The 23,952-nt window shown below is 42.0% G+C and carries 26 protein-coding genes; 19 read left to right on the forward strand and 7 right to left on the reverse strand.

The features are described from left to right. The first annotated feature begins 145 nt into the window (after positions 1-145). From VB073_RS02625 to VB073_RS02650, 6 genes are all read left to right on the forward strand, one after another. Complete coding sequence (locus tag VB073_RS02625) at positions 146-2,152, forward strand: LysM peptidoglycan-binding domain-containing protein (protein WP_323402591.1); 2,007 nt, start codon at positions 146-148, stop codon at positions 2,150-2,152. Beyond that, positions 2,149-2,853, forward strand: coding sequence for a porin family protein (locus tag VB073_RS02630; protein WP_323402592.1), 705 nt, complete (start codon positions 2,149-2,151; stop codon positions 2,851-2,853). Before VB073_RS02625 ends, VB073_RS02630 begins: the two co-directional genes overlap by 4 nt. A gap of 183 nt (positions 2,854-3,036) precedes the next feature. Further along, positions 3,037-3,372, forward strand: a complete 336-nt coding sequence (locus VB073_RS02635; RefSeq protein ID WP_323402593.1) for a metalloregulator ArsR/SmtB family transcription factor — start codon at positions 3,037-3,039, stop codon at positions 3,370-3,372. 60 nt (positions 3,373-3,432) lie between these two features. Then, a complete protein-coding gene (locus tag VB073_RS02640) occupies positions 3,433-3,678 on the forward strand; it encodes a DUF6132 family protein (protein ID WP_323402594.1) in 246 nt (81 codons plus the stop codon). Between the two features lie 25 nt (positions 3,679-3,703). Further along, positions 3,704-4,204: a thioredoxin gene (gene trxA / locus VB073_RS02645; RefSeq protein WP_323402595.1), complete on the forward strand. Its 501-nt coding sequence runs from the start codon at positions 3,704-3,706 to the stop codon at positions 4,202-4,204. Between the two features lie 167 nt (positions 4,205-4,371). After that, positions 4,372-5,640 (forward strand): peptidase U32 family protein, encoded by a 1,269-nt coding sequence (locus VB073_RS02650; protein WP_323402596.1) that lies wholly within the window; start codon positions 4,372-4,374, stop codon positions 5,638-5,640. Between the two features lie 34 nt (positions 5,641-5,674). Here the strand turns inward: VB073_RS02650 and VB073_RS02655 are convergent, their stop codons facing one another. Both VB073_RS02655 and VB073_RS02660 read right to left on the reverse strand, forming a co-directional pair. Continuing rightward, the gene (locus VB073_RS02655) at positions 5,675-6,277 is read right to left on the reverse strand and encodes a hypothetical protein (RefSeq protein WP_323402597.1); all 603 of its coding nucleotides are present in this window, start codon (positions 6,275-6,277) and stop codon (positions 5,675-5,677) included. 11 nt (positions 6,278-6,288) lie between these two features. Beyond that, positions 6,289-7,062, reverse strand: coding sequence for a hypothetical protein (locus tag VB073_RS02660; RefSeq protein WP_323402598.1), 774 nt, complete (start codon positions 7,060-7,062; stop codon positions 6,289-6,291). 219 nt (positions 7,063-7,281) lie between these two features. On the opposite strand from VB073_RS02660, the gene VB073_RS02665 reads away from it, so the two are divergent. Further along, entirely contained in the window at positions 7,282-7,722 is a 441-nt protein-coding gene (locus tag VB073_RS02665) for a PEGA domain-containing protein (RefSeq protein WP_323402599.1), read from the forward strand. 104 nt (positions 7,723-7,826) lie between these two features. On the opposite strand, the gene VB073_RS02670 is transcribed toward VB073_RS02665, so the two are convergent. Further along, complete coding sequence (locus VB073_RS02670) at positions 7,827-8,345, reverse strand: gamma carbonic anhydrase family protein (RefSeq protein WP_323402600.1); 519 nt, start codon at positions 8,343-8,345, stop codon at positions 7,827-7,829. An 81-nt stretch (positions 8,346-8,426) separates the two neighbouring features. Continuing rightward, positions 8,427-10,217, reverse strand: a complete 1,791-nt coding sequence (locus tag VB073_RS02675; RefSeq protein WP_323402601.1) for an aminopeptidase P family protein — start codon at positions 10,215-10,217, stop codon at positions 8,427-8,429. Between the two features lie 284 nt (positions 10,218-10,501). Between VB073_RS02675 and folB the strand changes: the two genes are divergently transcribed. The 6 genes from folB to VB073_RS02705 all read left to right on the forward strand — a co-directional run bounded on the left by folB (position 10,502) and on the right by VB073_RS02705 (position 14,142). After that, positions 10,502-10,855 carry a dihydroneopterin aldolase gene (gene folB / locus VB073_RS02680; RefSeq protein WP_323402602.1) on the forward strand — a complete coding sequence of 118 codons (354 nt, stop codon included), beginning with the start codon at positions 10,502-10,504 and terminating at the stop codon, positions 10,853-10,855. A gap of 414 nt (positions 10,856-11,269) precedes the next feature. Then, the gene (lptB, locus tag VB073_RS02685; protein ID WP_323402710.1) at positions 11,270-12,031 is read left to right on the forward strand and encodes an LPS export ABC transporter ATP-binding protein; all 762 of its coding nucleotides are present in this window, start codon (positions 11,270-11,272) and stop codon (positions 12,029-12,031) included. Positions 12,032-12,037: 6 nt separating this feature from the next. Next, entirely contained in the window at positions 12,038-12,454 is a 417-nt protein-coding gene (gene ruvX, locus VB073_RS02690) for a Holliday junction resolvase RuvX (protein WP_323402603.1), read from the forward strand. A gap of 70 nt (positions 12,455-12,524) precedes the next feature. Beyond that, positions 12,525-13,085, forward strand: a complete 561-nt coding sequence (def, locus tag VB073_RS02695; protein WP_323402604.1) for a peptide deformylase — start codon at positions 12,525-12,527, stop codon at positions 13,083-13,085. A 348-nt stretch (positions 13,086-13,433) separates the two neighbouring features. Next, on the forward strand, positions 13,434-13,622 hold the full coding sequence (locus tag VB073_RS02700) for a hypothetical protein (protein WP_323402605.1): 189 nt from the start codon (positions 13,434-13,436) through the stop codon (positions 13,620-13,622). Positions 13,623-13,701: 79 nt separating this feature from the next. Next, complete coding sequence (locus VB073_RS02705) at positions 13,702-14,142, forward strand: hypothetical protein (RefSeq protein WP_323402606.1); 441 nt, start codon at positions 13,702-13,704, stop codon at positions 14,140-14,142. Positions 14,143-14,213: 71 nt separating this feature from the next. Here the strand turns inward: VB073_RS02705 and VB073_RS02710 are convergent, their stop codons facing one another. Beyond that, complete coding sequence (locus tag VB073_RS02710; RefSeq protein ID WP_323402607.1) at positions 14,214-14,957, reverse strand: RDD family protein; 744 nt, start codon at positions 14,955-14,957, stop codon at positions 14,214-14,216. A 24-nt stretch (positions 14,958-14,981) separates the two neighbouring features. Here VB073_RS02710 and VB073_RS02715 point away from each other — a divergent pair, with 24 nt between their 5' ends. The 6 genes from VB073_RS02715 to VB073_RS02740 are packed head-to-tail and all read left to right on the forward strand — an operon-like array spanning position 14,982 to position 21,457. After that, the gene (locus VB073_RS02715) at positions 14,982-15,980 is read left to right on the forward strand and encodes a stage II sporulation protein M (protein WP_323402608.1); all 999 of its coding nucleotides are present in this window, start codon (positions 14,982-14,984) and stop codon (positions 15,978-15,980) included. Between the two features lie 54 nt (positions 15,981-16,034). Further along, positions 16,035-16,964: a hypothetical protein gene (locus VB073_RS02720; RefSeq protein WP_323402609.1), complete on the forward strand. Its 930-nt coding sequence runs from the start codon at positions 16,035-16,037 to the stop codon at positions 16,962-16,964. Next, positions 16,954-17,823 (forward strand): ATP synthase subunit I, encoded by an 870-nt coding sequence (locus VB073_RS02725; RefSeq protein ID WP_323402610.1) that lies wholly within the window; start codon positions 16,954-16,956, stop codon positions 17,821-17,823. Before VB073_RS02720 ends, VB073_RS02725 begins: the two co-directional genes overlap by 11 nt. Next, positions 17,816-19,075: a DUF4350 domain-containing protein gene (locus VB073_RS02730; protein ID WP_323402611.1), complete on the forward strand. Its 1,260-nt coding sequence runs from the start codon at positions 17,816-17,818 to the stop codon at positions 19,073-19,075. Before VB073_RS02725 ends, VB073_RS02730 begins: the two co-directional genes overlap by 8 nt. A 49-nt stretch (positions 19,076-19,124) precedes the next feature. After that, positions 19,125-20,123 (forward strand): MoxR family ATPase, encoded by a 999-nt coding sequence (locus VB073_RS02735; RefSeq protein WP_323402612.1) that lies wholly within the window; start codon positions 19,125-19,127, stop codon positions 20,121-20,123. Between the two features lie 11 nt (positions 20,124-20,134). Then, entirely contained in the window at positions 20,135-21,457 is a 1,323-nt protein-coding gene (locus tag VB073_RS02740) for a DUF58 domain-containing protein (protein ID WP_323402613.1), read from the forward strand. A 115-nt stretch (positions 21,458-21,572) separates the two neighbouring features. Here VB073_RS02740 and pgl read toward each other — a convergent pair whose 3' ends face one another. Continuing rightward, entirely contained in the window at positions 21,573-22,304 is a 732-nt protein-coding gene (gene pgl, locus VB073_RS02745; RefSeq protein ID WP_323402614.1) for a 6-phosphogluconolactonase, read from the reverse strand. A 70-nt stretch (positions 22,305-22,374) separates the two neighbouring features. Further along, positions 22,375-23,904 (reverse strand): glucose-6-phosphate dehydrogenase, encoded by a 1,530-nt coding sequence (gene zwf, locus VB073_RS02750; RefSeq protein ID WP_323402615.1) that lies wholly within the window; start codon positions 23,902-23,904, stop codon positions 22,375-22,377. Positions 23,905-23,952: the final 48 nt, after the last annotated feature.

The following is a 23,952-nucleotide window of genomic DNA, read 5'->3' on the forward strand; positions in this document are numbered from 1 at the left end:
ATTCAAATAATATTTCTATTTTTGTGAGTTAAAAGTTCTATAAATTAGACGTTTCCGCAACGGCATAATGCAATAAGGTTGCTCTCTGCTCGTATTGCTGAACGAAAAGATTTGTATAAGCAACTCATCTAAATTAAAATTAAAGATGCATAACAGGTTTAATCTGAGTAAAATATTTTCGATTGTTTTTTTCTTAAATATATCATTTGTCTTACTTTCTGCGCAGGATCTGAATTATGAAACAGTGGAAGTGAACGGTCAAACCTATTATGAATATAAGGTTCGATCCGGTGAAGGCCTTTATGCCGTTTCCCGCATTTTTTCTGTTTCTGTCGCCGATATTTTAAGATATAACCCTGGTGCCGAGAGAGGATTGCAGAACGGTCAGAAATTATTGATCCCTGTCGCCGGTAAGAATAAGCAACAGAAAATGGTGGTACCCACTTCCCAATCCCCCCGTTCTTCCCAGTCCCCCCCTGAAGATCAGAATACCACTTTTCAGCATACAGTCGTACTCGGAGAAACAGTGTATAGTATTGCCAAGATGTATCATACGACGGTGGAGGAGGTGTTTCGCCTTAATCCCGGAGCAAGGGAAGGGATTACAGAAGGTCAGGTACTCTCTATCCCGCAACGGCGTGTTATCAGTAATGAAAAGGAGGAAAACTACCGCTATCATACCATTCTTCCCAAAGAAACCCTTTACTCTGTATCGAGAACTTATTCATTAAAACCGGAGGATGTGATGAATGCTAATCCCGGACTATCGGTAGAAACATTCCAGATAGGGAAGACCATTCGTATTCCTTTTTTCGAATCATATGAGGTGATCTTACCCTATGAAGAGCAGACCACCAATATTATTCATAAAGTGAGTAGGGGAGAAACGCTCTATAGTATTGCAAAACGGTATGATGTAGGGGTTCAGGATATCCAGCAGTTAAACCCGATATTGACAGGAGGTCTTAAAACTGATATGGAGTTGTTTGTCCCGGTAAAGAGGATTCTTGTGGAAGATGATTCCAAAGCGAATATAAATGAAGTGAACCGATTGTTAAGCCAACCCGTGCCTTCGGAGAGAGTCAATGTAATAAATATCGGGTTACTATTGCCTTTCCTCGATGAGACGAGGGGAGCACATCTTCGGATTCAGGAATATTACGAAGGTTTTATGCTGGCGTTGGAAAAGATGAAGAATGACGGTGCCAATATCGAATTGATCGTTTATGATATTGGGACGGGTGATGATACCCGAAAGCTTCAAAGCTTACTCGGTACGATGGAGATGCAGTCGCGGAATCTGATCATTGGAGGAGTTAGTGATGCACAGATTAAAATGCTCTCCGATTTCTCCAGATCATATAATATAAAGTATGTGGTACCATTCTCTCAAAGTAACGGTGAAGTGTTGAATAATGGTAATATCTTTCAGGTAAATCCGATACAGAACATGATTTACACGAAAGCCTCTTCCTCTTTCCTCCAGATATTTCGCAATACGAATGTGATATTTGTACAGGGAGGTGGAAACGATAACAGGGAATTTATTTCTTTGCTACAAAGTGACCTCCGAAAGAATAATGTCATATTTGAAACATTAAATGCAACCACTTCATTGAGTAGTTCTCTTACTGGTTTGCTCAGTAGAAATAAAGAAAACGTGATTATACCTACCAGTGGTGACTCGGGGTTGCTTCGTCAGATAACGGATGAGTTGAAAAAGACTTTTGAATCGGACTCCGATTTTGTTGTTCGCCTGTTCGGCTATCCCGACTGGCAGGCCTACTCCAATTTAAGAGACGCCTATAGTGTTTATGGTACTTATATCTTTGCTCCTTTCTTCACGAATTATCAGAGTCGTGACGTAGATGCATTCAAGGCCGATTTCAGGAAATGGTATGGTCGGGATCTTATGGAAACATATCCCAGCTACGGGATGTGGGGATATGATACCGGTTTGTTTTTTATGACAGCATTGCAACGGCATGGAGTCCATTTCGAGCAAAATATTGAAAAGGTGAATGTTAATTCACTGCAATTTCCTTTTTATTTTGAACGACCCAATAATTGGGGAGGGTTCATCAATTCCGGATTGTATCTTATCAATTATGCTACAGACGGTAGAATCATTAAAACAGATAAAAGCAGATGAATTCTTTTCTTAAATTTATTGGATTATTTCTCCTAATCTTTTTTGCTTTTTTACCATTACAAGCTCAGAAAGAGACATCCAAGAGTGAATTATATCTTGGAGCCGGTGCTGGTACCCTCTTTTCTAAAATGGATTTTGTGCCGGGTGTCCCTCAGGTTTACAAACAGGGAATTTTTAGTGGTATATCGGCAAAATATATTTCTGAAAAACATCTGGGGCTTATCGTTGAACTCAATTATGTGCAACGAGGCTGGAAAGAAGAATTTGACTCTTCTACAGATTTTTCCTATAGTAGAACGCTCAATTATGTAGATATCCCGTTTATGACACATGTCTACTTTGGAGATAAAACACGGTTTGTGTTCAATGCCGGCCCACAGATATCTCTACTTTTGGGAGATAGCCAGAAGATGAGTCAGTCTTTATCTGATAATCTGGATGAACGGAGAGCTAATAACCCGGAGGCGAGAATCGGAATGCAGTACGAAGGCATGTATGATTTGAGTAAGATTGATTACGGCCTGGTCGGCGGAATAGGGATGGAGATCAGAACAGGTATCGGTGATTTTGATCTGGAAGGTCGTTACTATTTCGGATTGGGCGATATTTTTACGAGCCGACGCAGTGACAAGGCTTATTTTTCCCGATCGGCTTCACGTGTGATCGAGGCAAAGTTGACTTACTATATAAGAATATTTTAAGTGCCAATGTGAATAATGAAGATAAGTGGATAGGTAATGTTACTGGTGATTGGCGATTAATTGTTGAAAATCAAGTCCCTTGTAAAATAATCAAATAGAATTTTGTGGGGAAGTAAAATTATTATACTTTTGCCGAACAAAAACAAATGAATATATGTTCATGTATTTGTATGAATTTTCGGTATGATGAAAATGGAAATAGAGACAGTAGTATTGGAAAGGAATAAAATAGACCGTTCTCAATTTGAAGAAGCGGCGTATATTCTGAAGGCTTTGGCCAATGAAATCCGTCTTTGTGTGGTTATGCAGCTTACTCAATCGGGTGAAAAGTCTGTCACAGAGTTGATGGAGCAGATGGATTGTGAACAGTCGCTGTTGTCGCATCATCTGACCGATATGAGGGCGAAAGGGATACTCCGTTGTCGCAAAAGCGGTAAAAATAATTTCTACTCTCTTAGTGATAACCGATTTTCCAATGTATTGAATTGTGTTATGAGTTGTGGACAGGTAAATAGGTAAATAGGTGGTTAGGTGAATGTTGATTAAGTGGGATTTAGAAAATAAAATAGAATAAATATAATGAAGGATTTTTTTAAGCGACGTTGGGTGAGAATAGCCGGTGTATTGGTAGGAACGATTGGTGGTTACATTTACTACCGTTATGTGGGGTGTGTGAGTGGAACTTGTCCCATCACCTCCAATCCCTACACAATGATAGTATATGGAGCGGTAGTGGGTTATTTTCTTACAGAACTTTTCTCAAACATTAAAAAAACGAAGGAAGTGAAGGAGATATCGGAAAAAAAAATCAAAGAAAACGACTAATTATAATCAGTAATATAATTCAACAATGAAAACAAATTTTTTAGTAATCGCATTAACGTCGGTATTTTTACTGGCATCCTGCAGCAACGCCGATCGGAAAGCCGATTCAAACAATGAGGATACAAATGTAACAAAAACAGAAAATAGTATGACAACAACAAAAAAAACAATCCAATTGACAAGAGCCGACTTTCTGACGAAAGTAGCTAATTTTGAAGAAAATCCCGATAAATGGGTTTATCTGGGTGACAAGCCCTGCATTATCGACTTCTATGCCGACTGGTGTGGACCCTGTAAAATGGTTGCGCCCATCCTGGAAGAGTTGGCCAGCGAATACGACGGAGAGATCTATATCTACAAGGTAGATACGGAAGCAGAACAGCAACTGGCCGCGGAGTTTGGTATCCGGAGCATTCCTTCATTACTCTTCGTTCCGATGGGAGAAGCGCCCCAGATGGCTCAGGGAGCACTTCCGAAAGATGCTTTCAAGCAGGCTATCAATGAGGTATTGTTGAAGAAATCATAAACTCCTGAAAAGATGGAATAATCTCACCCTTTTAAGGATGAGATGCTTATGGTATTTGATTCAATCTGGTATGGTAAACGGATGTACTCCTATGGAGTGTATCCGTTTCCTTTTAGCCCGATTGGCCGATTTTTTGTACCTTTGTACTTTCAGGTTACAGCTTACGAATGAAGAATATTCATGATTTTGAAATAATGGCGCCGGCGGGATCTTACGAATCGTTGATGGCTGCTATACAGGGAGGTGCGGATTCCATCTATTTCGGCATTGAGGGGTTGAACATGCGTGCCAAATCCTCCAATAATTTTACTATTGCCGATCTCCATAACATAGCAAGTATCTGCCGTGATCATAATATAAAAAGCTACCTTACGGTCAATACCATTATCTACGATAATGATATGGAACTGATGCGGAAAGTGGTGGATGCTGCGAAGGAGGCCAACCTTTCGTCAGTGATCGCCGCCGATGTGGCGGTCTTGATGTACGCCCGCAGTATCGGGGTGGAGGTGCATCTGTCTACACAGTTGAATATTACCAATACGGAATCGTTGAAGTTCTACTCCCAATTCGCCGACGTAGTGGTGTTGGCGAGGGAATTGAATATGGATCAGGTTGTCTCTATTTACCGGGATATAGTCAACCAGCAAATCAAAGGGCCTTCCGGGGAGTTGATCCGTATTGAGATGTTTTGTCACGGAGCATTGTGCATGGCGGTTTCGGGGAAATGTTATCTAAGCCTTCATGAAAAGGATTTCTCTGCAAACCGTGGTGCCTGCAACCAGATCTGCCGTCGCGGCTATATTGTGAAGGACAAAGACAGTGAGATAGAATTGGAGATTGATAACGAATATATCATGTCGCCCAAGGATCTCAAAACCATTCATTTTATGAACAAAATGATGGATGCCGGAGTGAGGGTCTTCAAGATCGAAGGGCGTGCAAGGGGGCCGGAATATGTGAGGATTGTGACATCATGTTACAAGGAGGCGGTAGCGGCGTATTGCAGTGATACGTATACGGAAGAGAAGATAACCGACTGGAATGAACGTCTCTCTACTGTGTTTAACCGTGGGTTCTGGGATGGCTACTATCTCGGACAACGGCTGGGAGAATGGACACACCGTTATGGCTCGGGAGCCACCAAGCGAAAGGTATATGTCGGTAAAGTGATCAAGCATTTCGGAAAACTCGGCGTAACAGAGTTTCTAGTGGAGACTCAATCGGTGAAGCCGGGAGATGAGTTGTTGATCACCGGGCCTACTACCGGTGCTGTTTTCCTTACTGCCGACGATATCAGGGTGGACTTAATCTCTGTTCCCGAAGCGGTCAAAGGAGACCACTTCTCCATCAAAACCAATGAAAAGATCCGTCCCAACGATCAGCTCTATAAAATGGTAGCAGCCAATAGAAAAGGAACGATCCACGCGAGGTAGCAATAACCCACTTCGTGAAGACCGTATCACTATTTCAATCTTCAGATAGATAGTAGAAATTTTCATTAGCAAACCGCATATCAAACCGTCCATTGGAGAAGGTTGCCGGTTGATCGTTTACGGTTGATTTGAATGAAAATGTCCCCGATAAGATTGTACTATCTATTTCTTTATCCACAAACATCTTCTGTGCCCGCTTAATCTTAAATGTCCCTTCAAGGATTTTTAAATTATATGTCTGGTTTCCTGAACTCAGGGAAACAGTACAATCATCGCTGGCAAGATTGTACTCCTTGCCATGTAGAGAAAGCAAATCAGTGAAAGTTTGGGGTGTGTAATCCGGAAGTGATATCACTAATGTGTAACCGTTATAACCCGTACTTCCGGAAAAGTAGAGATGGCAGGAGTCATCTTTTACCACTATCTTTGATGGATCATGTAGATTTCGGGTTGTCAACGGTGATAATCCCCAATAGACTCCAAAGCTGTTGTATCCTTTCTCCGAATAGATGGGGAGCCCCGGGTTCTCGTTATCCTCGATAAATACCGAGTTGGAGATACGGTAATCATATTCACGCGAGCATCCTGCCGTGACGACAAGGATAAGTATAAAGGAAAAGAGATTGATATACTTCATGACTGATTTTTTTACTTGTTGGAAAATAGATTGATGGGTGTTGAAATCATAAAACGAACGCCGGAATAGGACTTTGTGCTGAGTAATGAGAAGTTGTTCTTCGACAGTACTGACCCAGGAAAGGATACTTCACCGGCTAAGCGGATGCCATTGTTGAGGATAAGCCGTAATCCAATGCTGCCGTATGCATTCACAAAAAGGTTCGATGGCGCTTTTCCGGCCGCCGAAAGAATTTCCTTTTCATACTTATCCATCTCTTTTGACACAAAATCGAGAGAGGTCTTGCCGTGTATCTTTGTTCCTACCTCTATTCCCCCTTTCACGTAAGTCTGCCAGTTGCTGAGACGACCCCATAGCAGTATATCCGCTTCCAAAGGAACACTTAAGTAACCGAGCGATTCATTCATCCCGCGTATACGAAAAAGTTCAATCCCCTGTGTTGAAGGATGATATAGATAAAGCCGGGAATCCGTTACAGGAGAAATCTGTTCGTCTACATGGGTGTATTTCAGACCGGATGCCAGTGTTATCCGGTTGCCCCATATGGAAAGTTCCGATTTAAGCGCTGCGTAACGCATTTCTCCCATCCCTGTGACGTTCTCACTTCCATAATAACTCTCAGAAAAGCTATTATGGCTTTTCATGTGACGAAATTCCCATCGGTCATCGATCTTTCCCGACATCTCGAATGTCCCAAATTCAATGCCGATCCGTAAACCGGAAGATTGTTGTGCTTCAACCGATAAAAAGAAGCTGAGTAATAGTGGTAGTAGAAGTTTTCTCATATTTATTGTTTTTATTCCCAGGTTGTGGGTCTATTTAGATCTGTTTATTCTTTAGATGCAAAAGGAGGGGAAACGCTGCTTTTAAAAAGTTAATAAAAATTAAAATTTGATTATGTTTTAGTGAGGCGAATTTTGTTAAAAGAATAATAGAAATTATTGATGCATAAAATAAAGATTTTATACCTTTGGGGAATTATTCACACTAAAAAAAGAAACAAAATGCTACAGAAATCACTATTGATAAGGACTGCGTCCATTTTACTGGCAATCTCAGTGTTGTTTGCCGGTTGTGCCAGCACCACCTTGATTCAATCAGAACCCACTGGTGCTAAAGTGTATATGAATGGAGAATATAAGGGGGTGACTCCTCTTTCCTATTCAGATACAAAAATTGTGGGAAGTGTAACTTATGTCACCCTGGAGAAAGAGGGATATGAACCATTTCAAACATACCTTTCCAGAAATGAAAGTGCGGATATAGGCGCTATCATCGGTGGATTTTTTCTTATGGTTCCTTTCCTTTGGACAATGAAATATAATCCGGTTCATACTTATGAATTGCGCCCCATCAGAAATGCTTCTGTGGCAAAGGCCGATCAACCTGTAGTATTGACAGATTCCAACGGGAATGAATATATTTCCTGTGTATTGAAAGATTAAAGGGTTGTCCTGTCATTTTCCGAATAAACCCGTACTCTTTCAGCATTTGAAACAGTACGGGTTTTTCTATAATCTTTTCAAAGGAACGAGATAATCTTCACAATTTACTCTTCCTTGAACCAACTGGCGTACATTAAATAGTTGTTCGCTATTTTCTGGTTTATCTCTTTCGATTGATCAGGATCTACTTTCTTGACAAATTTGGCCGGTACGCCTGCATAGATGCTGCCGGGTTCTATCTGGGTGCCACTGAGCACTACTGAGCCGGCGGCGATGATAGCACCTTCACCAACCACTGCATGATCGAGTACCACCGCTCCCATCCCGATAAGAGCACCGTCCTTCACTTCCGCTCCGTGAATGACCGCATTGTGACCGATCGATACATCGTTGCCGATGACGGATACCGATTTTTGATACAAGGTATGGATGACCGTACCGTCCTGTACATTGACTCTGTCACCGATACGGATGGAGTTTACATCGCCGCGCAACACTGTATTGAACCAGATGCTGCAGTCGCGACCGACGACCACGTCGCCGATGATAGTGGCATTTTCTGCCATATAAGTGTTTTCGCCGATTTCGGGTGTGAAACCGCGAACTGATTTAATTAGGGCCATGTTTACTAATGTGCTAATGTGCCAATATGCTAATGAGATTGAATTCCAAGTCTTGGTTCTAAAAATCTTGGTTCTTGATTCTTATATCGCTTTCGTTTTACGTTTCAACCAGGCTCTTTCCTCTTCGTTCAGATATTTTTTGAGTTTTTTGAATACCATTTTATGATAATCGTTGAGCCACTTGATCTCTTCGTTGGTGAGTAGCTTCTTCATTATCGGTTTGGTGTCGATAGGGCAGAGGGTGATGGTTTCAAAATTATAAAAAGTACCGAACTCTTTGGTCCTCTTATACTCTTGTGTCACAATGAGGTTCTCGATGCGGATCCCATAGTGATTCGCACGGTACACACCGGGTTCGTTGGAAGTAACCATTCCCGGCTTGAGCTGAGTAGGGTTTTCTTCTGTACGGATGCTTTGAGGTCCTTCATGAACGTTCAGGAAGTGCCCGATACCGTGTCCGGTGCCGTGCCAGTAGGTGAGTTCGTTATTCCACAGGAATTTTCTGGCAAGGATATCGAGTTGCGATCCGCGTGTCCCTTCGGGATAGATCGCGGTGGCAAGAGCAATATGTCCTTTCAGTACCAACGTGTAATCTTTTTTCATCTGTCGGGTCAGCTTACCCACCGCTACGGTACGGGTGATATCGGTCGTTCCGTCTTTGAACTGTGCCCCCGAGTCAATCAACAGCAGTCCCTCCGGATGAACCTGTTGGCTACTTTCCGGGGAGGCGTGGTAATGAATAACGGCTCCATTCCCGGCATATCCGGCAATAGTACCGAAACTATCTCCTACAAACAGATCTTGTTGTAAACGATACTCTTGCAATTTTTCTTCAACGATCAATTCGGTCACTTCACCGGCGGGGACCGCTTTTTCTAACCACATGTAAAATTTCACCAGCGCCACCCCATCTTTGATCATCGCGTTCCTGAATCCTTTCAACTCAGTTTTGTTCTTCATACTTTTCATCAGATCTACCGGCGAAGGTACATCTATGATCTTGCATGAGCCCGGTATGGTTTGTAATAGCTTGTAGTTGATTTTATTGCCTGTGATACATACAGTGCTGTTTTCAGGTAGTCCTGAAACATATTCGAAGATATCGTCATAGTCGGTGATCTTGATACCTTGCTTTTTATAGCTTTCAGATACTTCGTCGGTCAATTTTTCGGGATCGATGAACAATACTGTTTCTTTTTCGGATACATAGGCATATGCTACTGCAACAGGATTGTAATCCACATCGTTTCCGCGAAGATTGAAAGTCCAGGCCACTGCATCGAGGGTCACAATGATCAATCCATCCGCATCCATTTTTTTCAGTTCGGCATTGATGCGTTCAATCTTACCGGTGACCGACTCTCCTGTTACCGTATCCGGGAGTGTGAAGACTTTGTTGCGGGGAATTTCAGGACGATTGCTCCATATGGCGGAGAAGGGATCGAGAGAAGTCTCCAGACTAATCCCTTTGGCATCGAGTTTTGCTTTCAGCGCTTTTGCATCTGAAGCGGCATAGACCAATCCGTCTATTCCCACTGTTCCACTTTTACCTGCTTGCCGGATAATCCAATCGGTCATGTCAGGTGTATCTGATTGTCCCATCTTGAACAATTCGAATCCCGTATTTTTTAGTTCGTTGGCCGCCTGTAGAAAATAACGAGAGTCGGTCCATACGCCTGCCTTATCTTTGGTTACCGCAACTGTTCCGGCCGAACCGGTAAAGCCGCTGATCCATTTCCTGGATTCCCAATGCTTGGGAGGGTATTCACTCAGATGGGCATCTGTACTGGGAACGATGAACGCGTCCAGTTTGTTCTCTTCCATAAATTGTCTTATGGCTGAAAGTCTTTCGGGAATTTCATTTGTCTTCATATGATTCAATATTTTAGATGTAAGAGCCAAGAATCAAGACACAAGATACAGGACCGTTTGATCAAGTTGTTGTGGAGGCATGGTTCTCATACTCCTTTCATTATAGTAGATTTTGTTGTACTTTTGTAGAATATAAGATGCGTCTCGGGTAAGCTCAAATAGGCTCTCGACTTTCATTATATTTTCATAATATAGGATACGCCTCGGAATTACCAAAGCAAGCTTTGTATTCCTCTCGGCTTCCACTATATTTCTTTAGATCAACAAAAATAGCGAATTCTTCTATGAAAACCTCCATCGAATTAAAAAATATGCACTTCTTTGCCCATCATGGTGTGTTGGAACACGAAATAATTCATGGGAATAATTTTTTAGTGACGTTACGGTTTTCTGCCGATTTATCCGTAGCCTGCATTAGTGATGATGTAGCAGATACGGTCAATTATGCAGAGGTATATAATCTGGTAAAAGAAGAGATGACAATACCTTCCAAATTAATTGAAAATGCAGCATACCGCATCTTGCGGAGGGTAAAAAAATCGTTCCCGCAGATCGACCGGCTTGAAGTGGAGTTGGCAAAAATGAGTCCACCTGTAGGGGGTAAGATGGATTATTCGGCAATCACTATTTCAGAATAAATAAATCGTTTTAGCCGGAAGAAATTTAATCTACGAAGATTATCTGGATCGCCTGAGATTGCAATTTCCTCTGTTTGACAAGGAGAATATATATTTTTTCAATCCTTTCACGTTCTCCGATACCCCGGAACCAAAAACGTTGACAGAGTCGCAGACAATGCAATAGAAAATGGGTTTCAATATTTTATAATTAAGGTTATAGTGGGATTTGAAATTGGGAGGAAGCAGCTAAATCGTAACTTTTTCCTAACTTTTCATAATATAGGATGCGCCTCGGAAAATCTCAAGCAAGCTTGGCTTTTCTCTCGGCTTTCACTATATTTGCAAAAATATTTCGAGTAAATGGACGAAACGAGAGATGACATAATGCCCGGCATTGAGACCGCGGAGCTTGATACCGAAACGAGGGAGAGTATGCCCCAGGAAGAAATGCTGGTATTGCGTACTGATAATCTGGTGAAGAAGTACGGCAAGCGGACAGTGGTCAATCATGTTTCCATCAACGTGAGACAGGGAGAGATCGTCGGACTGCTCGGTCCCAACGGTGCGGGAAAGACTACTACGTTTTATATGACGGTGGGGTTGATTGTGCCGAATGAAGGTGAAATTTTTATCGGTAAACACAATATCACCAAGTTCCCGGTCTATAAACGTGCGCAGCACGGGATCGGTTATCTGGCGCAGGAAGCATCCATTTTCCGGAAAATGACGGTAGAGGATAATATCAAGTCGGTATTGGAATTTACCGATAAATCCCCCAATGAGCAAAAGGAAAAACTGGAGAGCCTGATCAGTGAATTCGGACTGGGCAAGGTGAGGAAAAATACGGGAGACCGTCTTTCGGGTGGTGAGCGACGCCGTGCAGAGATTGCCCGCTGTCTTGCCATCGACCCGAAGTTTATCATGCTTGATGAGCCGTTTGCAGGTATTGACCCGATTGCCGTGCAGGATATACAATCGATTGTTGCTCAGCTGAAATATAGAAATATCGGCATTCTCATTACCGACCATAATGTGGATGAGACGTTGAGTATCACCGACCGTGCCTACCTGCTCTTTGAGGGAAAGGTGCTGTTTCAGGGAACCGCGGAAGAACTGGCGGCCAACCCTGTAGTAAGGGAAAAATACCTTGGTCGCGATTTCGAATTACGTCGACGCATATTTGACATCCAATAGAGGATTATGGGAAGGCTTCTTGCTATCGATTACGGGAAAAAGCGTACAGGAATAGCCGTGAGCGATCCGTTACAAATCATCGCCAATGGGCTGTGTACGGTGGAGACATCCAAGCTTTTTGATTTCCTGAGTAATTATCTTCAAAAGGAGGATGTCTCTGGTATCGTGGTGGGACTGCCCAAACAGATGAACAACGAGCCTTCAGAAAATATGAAGCGCGTGGAGCCTTTTGTGAACCGGTTAAGGAAATTGTATCCTGATATCTCCGTGGAATATTGGGATGAGCGGTTCTCCTCCAGAATGGCTCAACAGACAATCAGAGAAGCCGGTCTGAAAAAGAAAGACCGCCAAAATAAAGAACTGGTGGATGAAATCAGCGCAACAATCATCCTGCAGGGATATATGGAGAGAAGGCTCATTTGATTTGATGATTTCATAATGTGCAGATTTGATGATTTACTGATTAAATGATTGAACAATTGAACAATAAAAAATGATATTGCCTATATATATTTACGGCCATCCGATTTTACGGAAAGTGGCACAGGATATTGATCCTGCGAATTACCCCAATTTGAAGGGGTTGATTGAAAATATGTTTGAAACAATGCATGGGGCTGATGGGATAGGCCTTGCCGGTCCGCAGGTGGGATTGGAAGACCGCATCTTCGTCGTGGACCTCTCTCCTCTGGCTGATGAAGAGCATCCAGAATTCAAAGATTTTAAGAAGGCATTCATTAATGCCCATATAATTGAGCGGGGGGGAGATGTTGACGCAGCAGAAGAGGGCTGTTTGAGTATTCCCGGTATTCACGAGAAGGTAGCCCGAGAAAGTGAAATCCGTATCCAGTATCTTGATGAGGAATTGCAGCCCCATGACGAGACATATTCGGGTTTTATGGCGCGCGTGATACAACATGAGTATGATCATGTGGAAGGAATCCTGTTTATTGATAAAATCTCTCCGCTCCGTAAAAGGATGGTCAAAGGGAAACTCGCCAATATGGAGAGAGGAAAAGTGGCCTGCGAATACAAGATCAAAAAAGTCAGATAATTTCGTCGACTATTAGAGAGTACGCATAACTATTTTTATTTATATTACTCCCATTCTTACTTTTGATTGATATAGAGTGCTTTATTGAATGGTAATATGATCTTTTTTCTTTTGGATATCCTTTTTTATTTCGATCTTTGTAACAGACATTAGAAAAACAACTCAATGTTTTATTGTTAAATTGACCTGATTAAAAATAGGTGCTCCGTCCAGATAAGCAGGCCAGTCTACAGAAATTGATCAATGAAATGGAGGAGGAGGACAATCCCATTATTGTAATATATAAATTGAAATAGGGACAATATAAATAGGGCAAAATTAATTACGATTATTATTCTGCTAATAGCAATGGTTGGATGCGGAAAGCGCAAACAACCGGTGAAAGATCTTATAACTGTTGATATTGCGGAAAACTATCCCAGGAAAGAGTTTATTCTACAGGATCTTATGGATGTGGAATACATTGTGTTGGAAACTAGAGACGAGTTTATAACCCAGGGATTTCTGCGAGCTGCCCCGGTAACCAAAACCTGTTGATTACGAACAGAAATAACGACGGGGACATTTTTCTTTTTGATGTTTATTATTTAGCTAATAAAGAGTTTTGTCATTTAAAATGACTAATATTGCACTTCATTGTCAATTAATTATTTTTACATATGAAAACAAAAGCATTTTTTTGACCTTGGTATTGGTAGTAACGAGTTTTGCATTAAGTGCTCAAAGTATAGAGGGTACCTGGAAGCTTGTTGAAGAAAGTAATCCCTTACCTGAAGGATTCACGAATTTAAAGCATATTACATCCACCCATTTTATGTGGACAATTATTGATAAGGATGGAAATATTGCGACTGGTGCAGGAGGAACATATACTTTAAAAGATGGTGTTTATATTGAAACTGTTCTATTTACACTGCCTGGAATGCAGAATCTGAAAGGAAAAAAAGCTATTTATAAGCTGAATATGGATGATAAAACAATGTCACTCTCCGGATATATTGAATTTGACGAGAACACGAGATCGCCAAATTCAGAAAAAAGGGAAAGAATAGAATAATCCGAATATGAAAAAACAGACAATATAAGTGTTAGGTCTGTACATTTTTGTTTCAAATCGGGAGGTAAAGGTCAATTTTCTCCGGTATAGTAATTATAGTCTTCGATTACTTTTTTGATAAAATTCTCCTGTGTCGGAAATTTGTTTTTGAGACGGATCACCTCTTCTATCTTTGCTGTCAGCTTTTCCAGTAGGGCGTAGTCCCTGATTTGAATGGCGTTGAGGGCATTTTCTTTAATGATCCGCATATCGTTATCATTAAACTGTAGAATCTGTGTTCTTGTGAAATAGGGCTGGTAATTGCCGTTTATCTCGGCCAGGATCGTGTGTGAGAGGTTGTATTTCGACTTTTCCGAGATCACGGCCGTACCTGCAGCCAGGTCACCCAGCCGTTGCGTGTGTTTGGTAAGCAGCATGGAGACCACCCCCGCCACGTATCCCATGTTGATATCGACCAGCCTGAATATCCAACGGGTAAAATAATCGGTAAAGGATGCCTGATAGCCGTCGATCTTGACTACCCGCGTTTTTACCAGCATCTTGCCCAGCGTCCTGCCTTCCATTAAACTTTCGCTTACCAATGTATAGAATACAACGGGTGAGTAAATTACCAGAAAGACAGCCATTTTGGTCCAGGTATCAAAGTCATCGATCAAATCAAATAGTTTCAGGTATTTAAACAGGTAATAGCTACTGATCAGATAGGATGTTTTTACAATCATATCGATGAAATATCCCAACATTCGCTCTCCTACCGATGCCGGAGTGAAAAAAAGTGGAACATTTTGTGTCGTTGTAATGTATAACTTTGACATTTTATAACTAATTTAGCGATCTGTATGAAGGAAGTCGCATTTATCAATCAGAATAAGAGCAAATGGCTGGAATTTGAACAGTTGTTAGCCGCCAATCATCCACAGAATCCGGATGAAATGGCCAATCTCTATATTCAATTGCTTAACGACTTGTCTTTCGCACAAACTTATTACCCGAAAAGCAGGACAACTGATTATCTCAATTTTCTGGTTTCGCAAATATACCGCAAAATTTACAAAACGAAACGGTTGGACAGGTATAGATTGTGGAATTTCTTTAAGACTGATGTGCCCCTTCTGATGTATAGATGGAGAAAAACGATGTGGTTTGCGTTCGCGATATTCCTCTTTTTCATTATTCTTGGTGCTGTCTCCGCAAAATATGACGATACTTTCGTGCGCCTGATTCTCGGGGATGAATACGTGAATATGACACTGGAAAATATTGAAAAGGGCGATCCCATGGCGGTATATAAGTCGGGTGGACGTGTTGGTTCGTTTATTGGCATCACCGTAAACAATATATATGTGGCTTTGCGTGCCTTTATCTTTGGCGTGATGGCAGGGGTTCCCACCTTTTTTATTGCTATGTCGAACGGTATAATGATAGGCGCCTTTCAGTATTTCTTCTATGAACATGAGGTTTTTAAGGAGAGCTTACGCGGGATCTGGCTTCACGGTGCAATGGAAATTTTCAGTATTATCGTAGCCACGGCTTCGGGTTTTATATTGGCAGCATCTGTCCTTTTCCCCGGGACATACTCTCGTGTCAACTCTTTCCGGATTGGGTTCAAGGAGAGTTTATACATCATATTGAGTACCATTCCATTTTTTGTGGCAGCAGGATTTATCGAGGGTTTTGTGACGAGGCTCTCCACAACAATGCCTTTATCACTGAATCTGATCATTATTCTGGGTACATTCTCATTCATCTTTTTCTATTATATGGTTTATCCCTTTATTGTTGAAAGGAGATCGAAAAAGGAAAGAGAGTTGTCGCGCTATATACAAACCATGGTTTAGACCAGTTCATCGAGATAGAAGAACAAGTTGATTTAAATTTTTAATACGATATCTATGTTTCAGTTATATAAACAGAGGGATTTCAGCGCTTATATCAGCGATACGATTGCTTTTTTTAAAATCTACTGGAAGAATTTTTTCGGGAATTATGTTGTGATTACAGGAGGCGTTCTGGCCCTGCTCTGTGTCTTTTATTTCTTTATCTTCCGCGATCTCTTCAGTAGTATCTTTAATACAGATAATCAGGGGGTTGGGTATGATATAAGCTATTACTTCTCGGATAACTCAGTGATGTTTATTTCGATGATGGTGATTGCCGGATTATTGGCCATCTTCTTTTCGATCTTCTCTATTAGCTATCCTGTTGTTTATCTAAAACTCGTGGAAGAAACAGGCCGAGAGGATTTTACTGCATCCGAAATCTTTGGGCGGATAAAGTCATTCTTACCTAAAATAATCCGCTTTGGACTTTATTCACTTATCTCCTTTATCCCGATTATTATTGTAGCAACGGTCTTTTCAGCCCTGTTGATCATGTTGGTAGTAGGAATTTTTATTCTGATCCTGTTGATTCCGGTGGCATCGGTTTGGATTTCGCAGTCTTTCTATATCTATATATTTGAAAATGTATCGTTTATTGAAGCTATGAGGCAAGGGTGGGATATACTGTTCTCAAAGAAATTCTGGCATATCATCGGTTCGGCGGCAGTTGTATATCTTGTATTGAATGTGCTGCAGACTATAATAACCATGGTGCCCTATATTATTCTCATCATTACAATGTTATCAACCGGAAACGGAAAATTGGGTCCTGAGTTTGGAATCTATGTCTCTATCGTCTATATCGTTTCGCTCGTATTGTCGTATATCACATCCAATATTTTGATGGTGAACCAGGGAATGGTTTATTACAGTACGCTTGAGCAGGTCAACCATACACAGGCATTATCGGAAATAGAATTAATAGGGCAGAATGTGGAATAAATTATTGTTGATAATTTCTCTCACTGGATTGATCGCGTTCTCTGATCTCTTTTCACAGGACAGTGTCATTGTGGAGAGTGGGGAGACGTTTGTCGATTCACTGCAAGTCGTATTGCCGGAAATCAATGTATCCCTCAATACGAATAAGATATTTCCGGGAGGATTGACGCAATCTCAGCGCGATAGTATTATAAATGCCATTCCAAAAGATACCTCTTCTCCGATCATCGAACGGCGATTTAAGGAGTCGCTGGCTGACAAATACAGATCGGATAATGCACTGAACTATGAAAGGAATATCAGCAAGAGTTTCTTTCAGCGTTTCAAAGAAATCATCTCAACCTTATTGGATAAACTTTTGGGAAGGACAAACACATCAAAGATCAACAAACTTTCGAATAGGATATTGAATGTTCTGCTTGGGATAATCTTTTTGGCCGCACTTTATATCGCTGTACGCCTTTTTATGAATCACAGGGGGCGCTGGTTCTTTGAAAAAAGAGATGAAGTGATTTTTGTAAATCTCTCCAATGTTGAAAAGCATATTCACGAGGCTGATTTCGCAACGCTTCTCCGGGAAGCAGAGCAAAGTGGCGATACACGCCAGTCGATACGACTTCTCTATTTATGGGTGCTTAAAATATTTACAGATAATAATGTTATCGAATGGAATCCTGACAAGACCAATATCGACTATCTCTCCGAGGTTCAGGATAAGGCATTGCAAGAGCAGTTCAGGTATCTTTCCTATCTGTACAATTACATTTGGTACGGAGGTTTCTCCATTAATGATTCGGAGTACCGGAATGCCAGGGAAACGTTTCTTCGTCATATAAAAACAAAACCGGAAGATGAGTAAAACGCTGAAAATATATCTATTGGTATTTGCAGTCCTCATTGCCCTGATGATTGCGATTGATCAGTCGCGGGAAAAACCGTTAGACTGGTCGCCCACCTACCTTCTGGATGACAAAAAGCCGTTGGATTTATATGTGTTGAATCGTGAAATCGATCATTTAATCAATAACACCGTTGTACGTTATGATAGAAATCCATACGAATATTTTCAAAAGCTGGATAGCCTGGAGAGGAGAGAAGAGACCTATCTCTTTATCAACCAATATTTTTATATAGATAAGGCTTTGGGTAATAAGTTGCTGAATGCTGTGGATAGGGGTGGTACGCTTTTTATCGTCTCCGATGGATTTACACCTTTTCTCATAGATACATTGCGTGCCGTCTGTGAATACGCTCCATCCGATAATCCGGTTGGCTTTCATTCGCAGGACGATGATGCGTCAGCCTCGGATAAACTCAATACGCTTAACCGGTCGGCGGTGAAACTCAGGTTTTCGAGGGAAGTATGGGCCGGACAGGAATATTCCTATTCTCCCCTTTTTGGACAATACGCGTTTGTGGATACCGATACCACTACTTCTAAGGCGTTGGGTTATATGACGCTGCCCAACGGGGCGGAATATATCAATTTTATGGAATTCAGATTCGGAAAAGGTAAAGTCATCCTGCATAACCAACCGGTTGTTTTTTCCAATTATTCATTACTCTCCGATGATTTATTGCAGGAATATGCCGAAAGAACATTAAGTTATCTGCCTGACCAACCGGTAGTCTGGTTTGTCTCGTCGCAACAGCATAGTGAAGGAGTAAGCAAAACTCCGCTGAGCGTCATCTTCAGATATCCGGCACTCCGGATGGTATGGTTGATCTTCATTTACGGGATTATCCTGTTTATTCTTTTTACTGCCAAACGTAAACAACGCGTTGTGCCGGCCATAAAACCGTTGAAGAATACTACCGTCGAGTTTGCACAGACTATCGGGAATCTCTACTTTCAGGAAGGAGATATTTCAGATATTGCCCGCAAAAAGATTATTTACTTTCTGGATAGGGTGCGCAGAACCTATAATATAGATACGCAATTGCCGGAAGATAAGTTGATCCAACGGTTACATCTCAAGTCGGGAAAAGAGAAGATACTGATTGAGGAGATACTCGCTTTGATGCGTAAAATAAATGATCAGCATATCTGTGGTAAACAGGAACTTATTCAACTGAATGAGTTGATGGACCGGTTTTGGGAAGGGAGCTGATGTGATGATTTACTGATTTGACGATTAAACAATTCAACAATAAAAAAATATGGAATTGAACGAAAATGTAGAAGAAAATATCCGATTTGAATCAAGGCTCGATTTGAACGAGTTGAGACAAACGATGGATGCTGTACGTAAAGAATTGCAGAAAGTAATTGTAGGACAGGATAAATTGGTAGACTTCCTTCTGGTCGCTTTGCTGGCCAACGGACATGTCTTGTTGGAAGGCGTCCCCGGCATAGCCAAGACACTTGCCGTAAAACTGCTGGCAAAAGCGGTAGATACCTCTTTCAGCAGGATACAGTTCACACCCGATTTAATGCCTTCCGATATACTCGGAACATCGGTTTTTGATATGAAGCGCTCTGATTTTCAGTTCCGGAAAGGTCCTGTTTTCGCCAATCTGATCCTGGTGGACGAGGTGAACCGCGCTCCGGCGAAAACGCAAGCTGCAATGTTCGAAGTGATGGAGGAACGGCAGGTAACCCTCGACGGTGATACCTATCGCATGAAAGAACCTTTTATCGTTGTGGCAACACAGAACCCGATTGAACAGGAGGGTACTTATCGACTGCCGGAAGCACAATTAGACCGTTTCCTTTTTAAGATCGTGGTCGATTATCCCAATTTGACCGAAGAATTTGAGATCATCCGCAGGGAGCATGAAACAAAAGGGTTCAACAAGACGGAGAACATCAATAGTGTAATGTCGGGTGACCAGGTTGCGAAGTTTCAACTATTGGTTCGACAGGTTGTGGTAGAAAGCAATTTGATGGTTTATATCGCGAATATAGTACAGCAAACAAGACAGACGCCATTCCTATACCTGGGCGCATCACCACGTGCTTCTATCGCTATCTTGAATGCGGCAAAAGGAATGGCAGCACTGAACGGTCGTGATTTCGTCACTCCTGAAGATATTAAGGATGTGGTAGTTCCGGTTCTAAGGCACCGTGTGATCGTATCGCCTGAGAAAGAGATGGAGGGTCTTAAAGCCGAACAGATTATTTCAGAAATCATTGCCAATATAGAGATCCCGCGATAAAACTACCTTATATGAAGTCGTTGTACGTAAACCCTCTGTTTTACTGGTCGCTGCTCGGTATCGCAATGTTGTCTTTCGTTTCCTTTTTTGTGGATTGGCTCTATCCTGTAGCTGTGGGGCTACTCGTCGTTTTACTGTTGCTGTTTCTGGTGGATATATTTATCCTTTATTCAGGAAGGGAGGCTGTTACGGCGTCACGTGTGTTGCCTGAAATGCTTTCGAATGGCGATGAAAATCCGGTTCGAATAAAAGTCAGGAATAACTCCCGTATTCCTTGGTATTTACGTATTATCGATGAAATTCCCTATCAGTATCAGAAACGCGATTTTTCCATCGAGAGCCGTATCACCAAATTTTCTGAAAAAGAGTATGAATACACCTTACGGCCTGTGCAACGGGGCGAATACCTGTTCGGAAAACTCAATGTCTACCTGCTTTCACCTCTTCGTCTGGCCATGCGGCGTTATATCTTCTCTGAAAACGCAGTCGTAGCTGCTTATCCATCATTCATCCAGATGAGGAAGCAGGATTTGATCGCCTTTTCACACAATCCTTTTGAATACGGGTTAAAGAAAATCAGACGCATCGGACACACCATGGAATTTGAGCAGATTAAAGAGTATGTGCAGGGGGATGATATACGTACGATCAACTGGAAAGCGACTTCCAAGAAGGGACAGCTAATGGTGAACCAATACCAGGAAGAGAAATCCCAACCGGTTTACATGCTTATTGATAAAGGACGAAGCATGCAAATGCCTTTCGACGGGATGAGCCTGTTGGATTGGGCCATTAATTCTACCTTGGCTCTCAGCAATATTGTTACCCGAAAGCAGGATAAAGCGGGGATGTTTACTTTCTCCAGAAAAGTGGAGGACCGTGTTCCCGCCAGCCGGCAAGCGGGACAAATGCAGAAGATTATGAATGCGCTGTACCGGATAGAGACTAACTTCTTCGAGAGCGATTTCAACCGGTTGTATGTTGAAATCAAACAGAGTATCACACAGCGTAGCCTCTTAATCCTCTATACCAATTTTGAAACTACCGACGCTTTACAACGCCAGTTACCATACCTTAAGGCGATATCCAGGAACCATTTGCTTATTGTAATCTTCTTCAGGAATACTGAATTGAATAAATTGATTGAGAGGAGAGCCGAAAAATTGAATGAGGTGTACGATAAAATCATTGCCGAAAAGTTTGCTTTTGAAAAACGACTAATTGTGCGGGAATTAACAAGGCATGGAATTCAATGCGTACTCTCTTCCCCCGAGAACCTGACCATCGATAGTATCAATAAGTATCTGGAGGTGAAAGCGAGGGGGATGGTTTAATGTGTCAATATGCCAATGTGATAGTGTGCGGATGTGACAATGCCGATAAATCAGGACAAGTTATGATAATTTCTTGATACCATAATTCCGTGACTAATGTGGATAGGTAGTTAGGTTAGGTGACAGGGTTGTTGTGGAGCCGTTTGGCGGCTGGTTCGTCCAGGAACCAGTAAAGATTTCCGGATTCAGGTTGTACGAGTGCTGCAGGATATTGTTTTTTTGCCTGGTCGGGTTGCTCGAAAATTTCTTTTACTTTTTCTGCTTTGTTTTCTCCGGTTACCAGAAAGAAAACATTTTTTGCAGCATTGATTACTTTTCCGGAGAGGCTCACCCGTTTTTGTCCGCTTATGGGATGGATGGCTGTTACACAGTTTTCCAGGCTGTCCCAAAGATTTATCTGGTGTGGAAAAATAGAAGCAGTATGACCATCATCTCCCATCCCTAACATCAGGATATCGAAAGAAGGTATGCCATTCGTAATTTCTAATTCATGATTAAGGAGTTCACCATATCTTTTCGCTTCAGAGGTGGGATCATCCTCTCCCTGAATGCGGAAAATGTTCTTATTGGGCAGGGTGATGAAATCGAACAGGTGTTCTTTGGTCATCTTGTAGTTACTTTCATGGTCGGAAGGAGGTACACAACGCTCATCTCCCCAGAAGAACCTGAATTTCTTCCAATCGATTTCACCTTCGGGTAACTGTGCCCAGTAGTCGAATAGCGATTTGGGCGTAGAACCACCCGATAGCGCGATATTCAATGTTCGTTTTTCGGAAGCAATCTCCTTCATTCTTTCTGTAAAAGCGTGGTTCAAACCGGTCTGTGTGCTGAAAATCTGTATGTTCATTTTTGTTGAATCGTTGAATTTCAAATTTAATATCTTAAGTCTAAAAGTCTTGGTTTTTGAATCTAAACAATCATAATTCACAATAAATCCCGTCTTCCGCCAGATTTTTGCAGGGGTAACGCCAGGTATTATCCTTTCCCTCGATAAGATCATCTGCCACATCAGGACCCCATGATCCGGCAGGATAACCGTGTAGGGGTACATCTTTATCGTTTTCCCAATAATCGAGGATGGGCTGCACGAATTTCCAGGTCTCTTCTGCGGCTGCACCCTGCATAAAGAGCATGTTATCACCTGTCATACAATCGAGAATGAGCCTTTCATAGGCGCTGGGAATATAATGATCGTTGAGTTCCGAATAGTGAAAATCCATATTGACCGACTTCACTTCGTAGCCGCTCCCGGGTACTTTCATACCGGTTTTCAGTAGGATTCCTTCGTCCGGCTGGATACGCAGTATCAGTTGATTATCTGAATGGGTTGTTCCTTCGGCTGCTTTGAACAACCTTTGCGGAGATGGCCTGAAATGGATGACTACTTCCGATACCTGTGTCGGCAATCGCTTTCCGGTGCGGATATAAAAAGGGACTCCTTCCCATCGCCAGTTATCGATAAAGATCTTCATCGCGGCATAGGTCTCCGTGCGTGAATCGGATTTTACATTAGGCTCCTCGCGATAACCTTTATAATGCTTCCCTCGTACAGTCGCTTCGGTATATTGACCGCGAATCACGTTTTTTTTCAGGTCGCTCTTGCTCAGAGGGCGTAGTGATCGGAATACCTTCATCTTTTCATAACGGATCTCTTCCGGCGTTATTTTGTTGGGCGGTTCCATGGCTACCAACGACAGCACCTGCAGCAAGTGGTTCTGGATCATATCACGCAACGCACCCGATCCTTCGTAATAGCCGCCCCGGTCTTCCACACCCACGCTCTCGGCCGCGGTAATCTCGACGTGCTGTATGTAATTACGATTCCAGAGTGGTTCGTAGATGCCATTGGCAAAGCGGGTTACTAGCATATTTTGTACTGTCTCCTTACCCAGATAGTGATCGATCCGGTATATCTGCTCTTCCTCGAAAAAATCCAGCAGATGGCTGTTCAATTCAATAGCCGACGAGAAGTCGTGTCCGAAGGGTTTTTCGATGATAATTCTACGGAAGCCTTTTTGTTGCAATGTGAGCCCCTGACCGTATAGAAATTTGGGAATAATAGGGTAGAGTGAGGGTGGCGTGGAGAGGTAAAAAATATAGTTATGGGCGAGGTTGAATTTCTTGTTCAATTCGCTCAATTTCTTTTTTACATGTAGATACTCTTCTCCTTTTGACGTATCAATACTCAGGTAGAACAGGTGGGATAGAAAAGTGTTGATCTTTTCTTCATCCGCCTCTTTATAGTGTGCAAACTGGCGGATACCCTCTTTCATCTTTTTGCGGAACTGTTTGTTGGTAAAGTCGGTACGGCTTACTCCCAGCACAATATATCCTTCCGGCAGTGAATCATTCATATACAGGTCGAACACGGCAGGAATCAGTTTACGGTAGGTAAGATCTCCCGACGCACCGAAAATTACCAGCGCCTGGTTGATTGTCTTCTTCATTGAAAAGTATTTTAATGACGAAATATTTTCTTTGGATATAAAACTAAA

The sequence above is a fragment of the Proteiniphilum sp. genome, assembly GCF_034927365.1.
Lineage (GTDB): Bacteria > Bacteroidota > Bacteroidia > Bacteroidales > Dysgonomonadaceae > Proteiniphilum.

What these genes read in the sequence shown, in the direction of transcription:
- VB073_RS02715 (WP_323402608.1), top strand. Translation starts at nt 14,982, where the DNA reads ATGAAGGAAGTCGCATTTATCAATCAGAATAAGAGCAAATGGCTGGAA.
- VB073_RS02630 (WP_323402592.1), top strand. Translation starts at nt 2,149, where the DNA reads ATGAATTCTTTTCTTAAATTTATTGGATTATTTCTCCTAATCTTTTTT.
- VB073_RS02725 (WP_323402610.1), top strand. Translation starts at nt 16,954, where the DNA reads ATGTGGAATAAATTATTGTTGATAATTTCTCTCACTGGATTGATCGCG.
- VB073_RS02700 (WP_323402605.1), top strand. Translation starts at nt 13,434, where the DNA reads ATGGTTGGATGCGGAAAGCGCAAACAACCGGTGAAAGATCTTATAACT.
- VB073_RS02660 (WP_323402598.1), bottom strand. Translation starts at nt 7,062, where the DNA reads ATGAGAAAACTTCTACTACCACTATTACTCAGCTTCTTTTTATCGGTT.
- folB (WP_323402602.1), top strand. Translation starts at nt 10,502, where the DNA reads ATGAAAACCTCCATCGAATTAAAAAATATGCACTTCTTTGCCCATCAT.
- lptB (WP_323402710.1), top strand. Translation starts at nt 11,270, where the DNA reads ATGCCCCAGGAAGAAATGCTGGTATTGCGTACTGATAATCTGGTGAAG.
- VB073_RS02625 (WP_323402591.1), top strand. Translation starts at nt 146, where the DNA reads ATGCATAACAGGTTTAATCTGAGTAAAATATTTTCGATTGTTTTTTTC.
- VB073_RS02710 (WP_323402607.1), bottom strand. Translation starts at nt 14,957, where the DNA reads ATGTCAAAGTTATACATTACAACGACACAAAATGTTCCACTTTTTTTC.
- VB073_RS02655 (WP_323402597.1), bottom strand. Translation starts at nt 6,277, where the DNA reads ATGAAGTATATCAATCTCTTTTCCTTTATACTTATCCTTGTCGTCACG.
- VB073_RS02650 (WP_323402596.1), top strand. Translation starts at nt 4,372, where the DNA reads ATGAAGAATATTCATGATTTTGAAATAATGGCGCCGGCGGGATCTTAC.
- zwf (WP_323402615.1), bottom strand. Translation starts at nt 23,904, where the DNA reads ATGAAGAAGACAATCAACCAGGCGCTGGTAATTTTCGGTGCGTCGGGA.
- VB073_RS02670 (WP_323402600.1), bottom strand. Translation starts at nt 8,345, where the DNA reads ATGGCCCTAATTAAATCAGTTCGCGGTTTCACACCCGAAATCGGCGAA.
- VB073_RS02675 (WP_323402601.1), bottom strand. Translation starts at nt 10,217, where the DNA reads ATGAAGACAAATGAAATTCCCGAAAGACTTTCAGCCATAAGACAATTT.
- VB073_RS02665 (WP_323402599.1), top strand. Translation starts at nt 7,282, where the DNA reads ATGCTACAGAAATCACTATTGATAAGGACTGCGTCCATTTTACTGGCA.
- pgl (WP_323402614.1), bottom strand. Translation starts at nt 22,304, where the DNA reads ATGAACATACAGATTTTCAGCACACAGACCGGTTTGAACCACGCTTTT.
- VB073_RS02720 (WP_323402609.1), top strand. Translation starts at nt 16,035, where the DNA reads ATGTTTCAGTTATATAAACAGAGGGATTTCAGCGCTTATATCAGCGAT.
- VB073_RS02705 (WP_323402606.1), top strand. Translation starts at nt 13,702, where the DNA reads ATGACTAATATTGCACTTCATTGTCAATTAATTATTTTTACATATGAA.
- trxA (WP_323402595.1), top strand. Translation starts at nt 3,704, where the DNA reads ATGAAAACAAATTTTTTAGTAATCGCATTAACGTCGGTATTTTTACTG.
- VB073_RS02740 (WP_323402613.1), top strand. Translation starts at nt 20,135, where the DNA reads ATGAAGTCGTTGTACGTAAACCCTCTGTTTTACTGGTCGCTGCTCGGT.
- VB073_RS02735 (WP_323402612.1), top strand. Translation starts at nt 19,125, where the DNA reads ATGGAATTGAACGAAAATGTAGAAGAAAATATCCGATTTGAATCAAGG.
- ruvX (WP_323402603.1), top strand. Translation starts at nt 12,038, where the DNA reads ATGGGAAGGCTTCTTGCTATCGATTACGGGAAAAAGCGTACAGGAATA.
- VB073_RS02640 (WP_323402594.1), top strand. Translation starts at nt 3,433, where the DNA reads ATGAAGGATTTTTTTAAGCGACGTTGGGTGAGAATAGCCGGTGTATTG.
- VB073_RS02730 (WP_323402611.1), top strand. Translation starts at nt 17,816, where the DNA reads ATGAGTAAAACGCTGAAAATATATCTATTGGTATTTGCAGTCCTCATT.
- VB073_RS02635 (WP_323402593.1), top strand. Translation starts at nt 3,037, where the DNA reads ATGATGAAAATGGAAATAGAGACAGTAGTATTGGAAAGGAATAAAATA.
- def (WP_323402604.1), top strand. Translation starts at nt 12,525, where the DNA reads ATGATATTGCCTATATATATTTACGGCCATCCGATTTTACGGAAAGTG.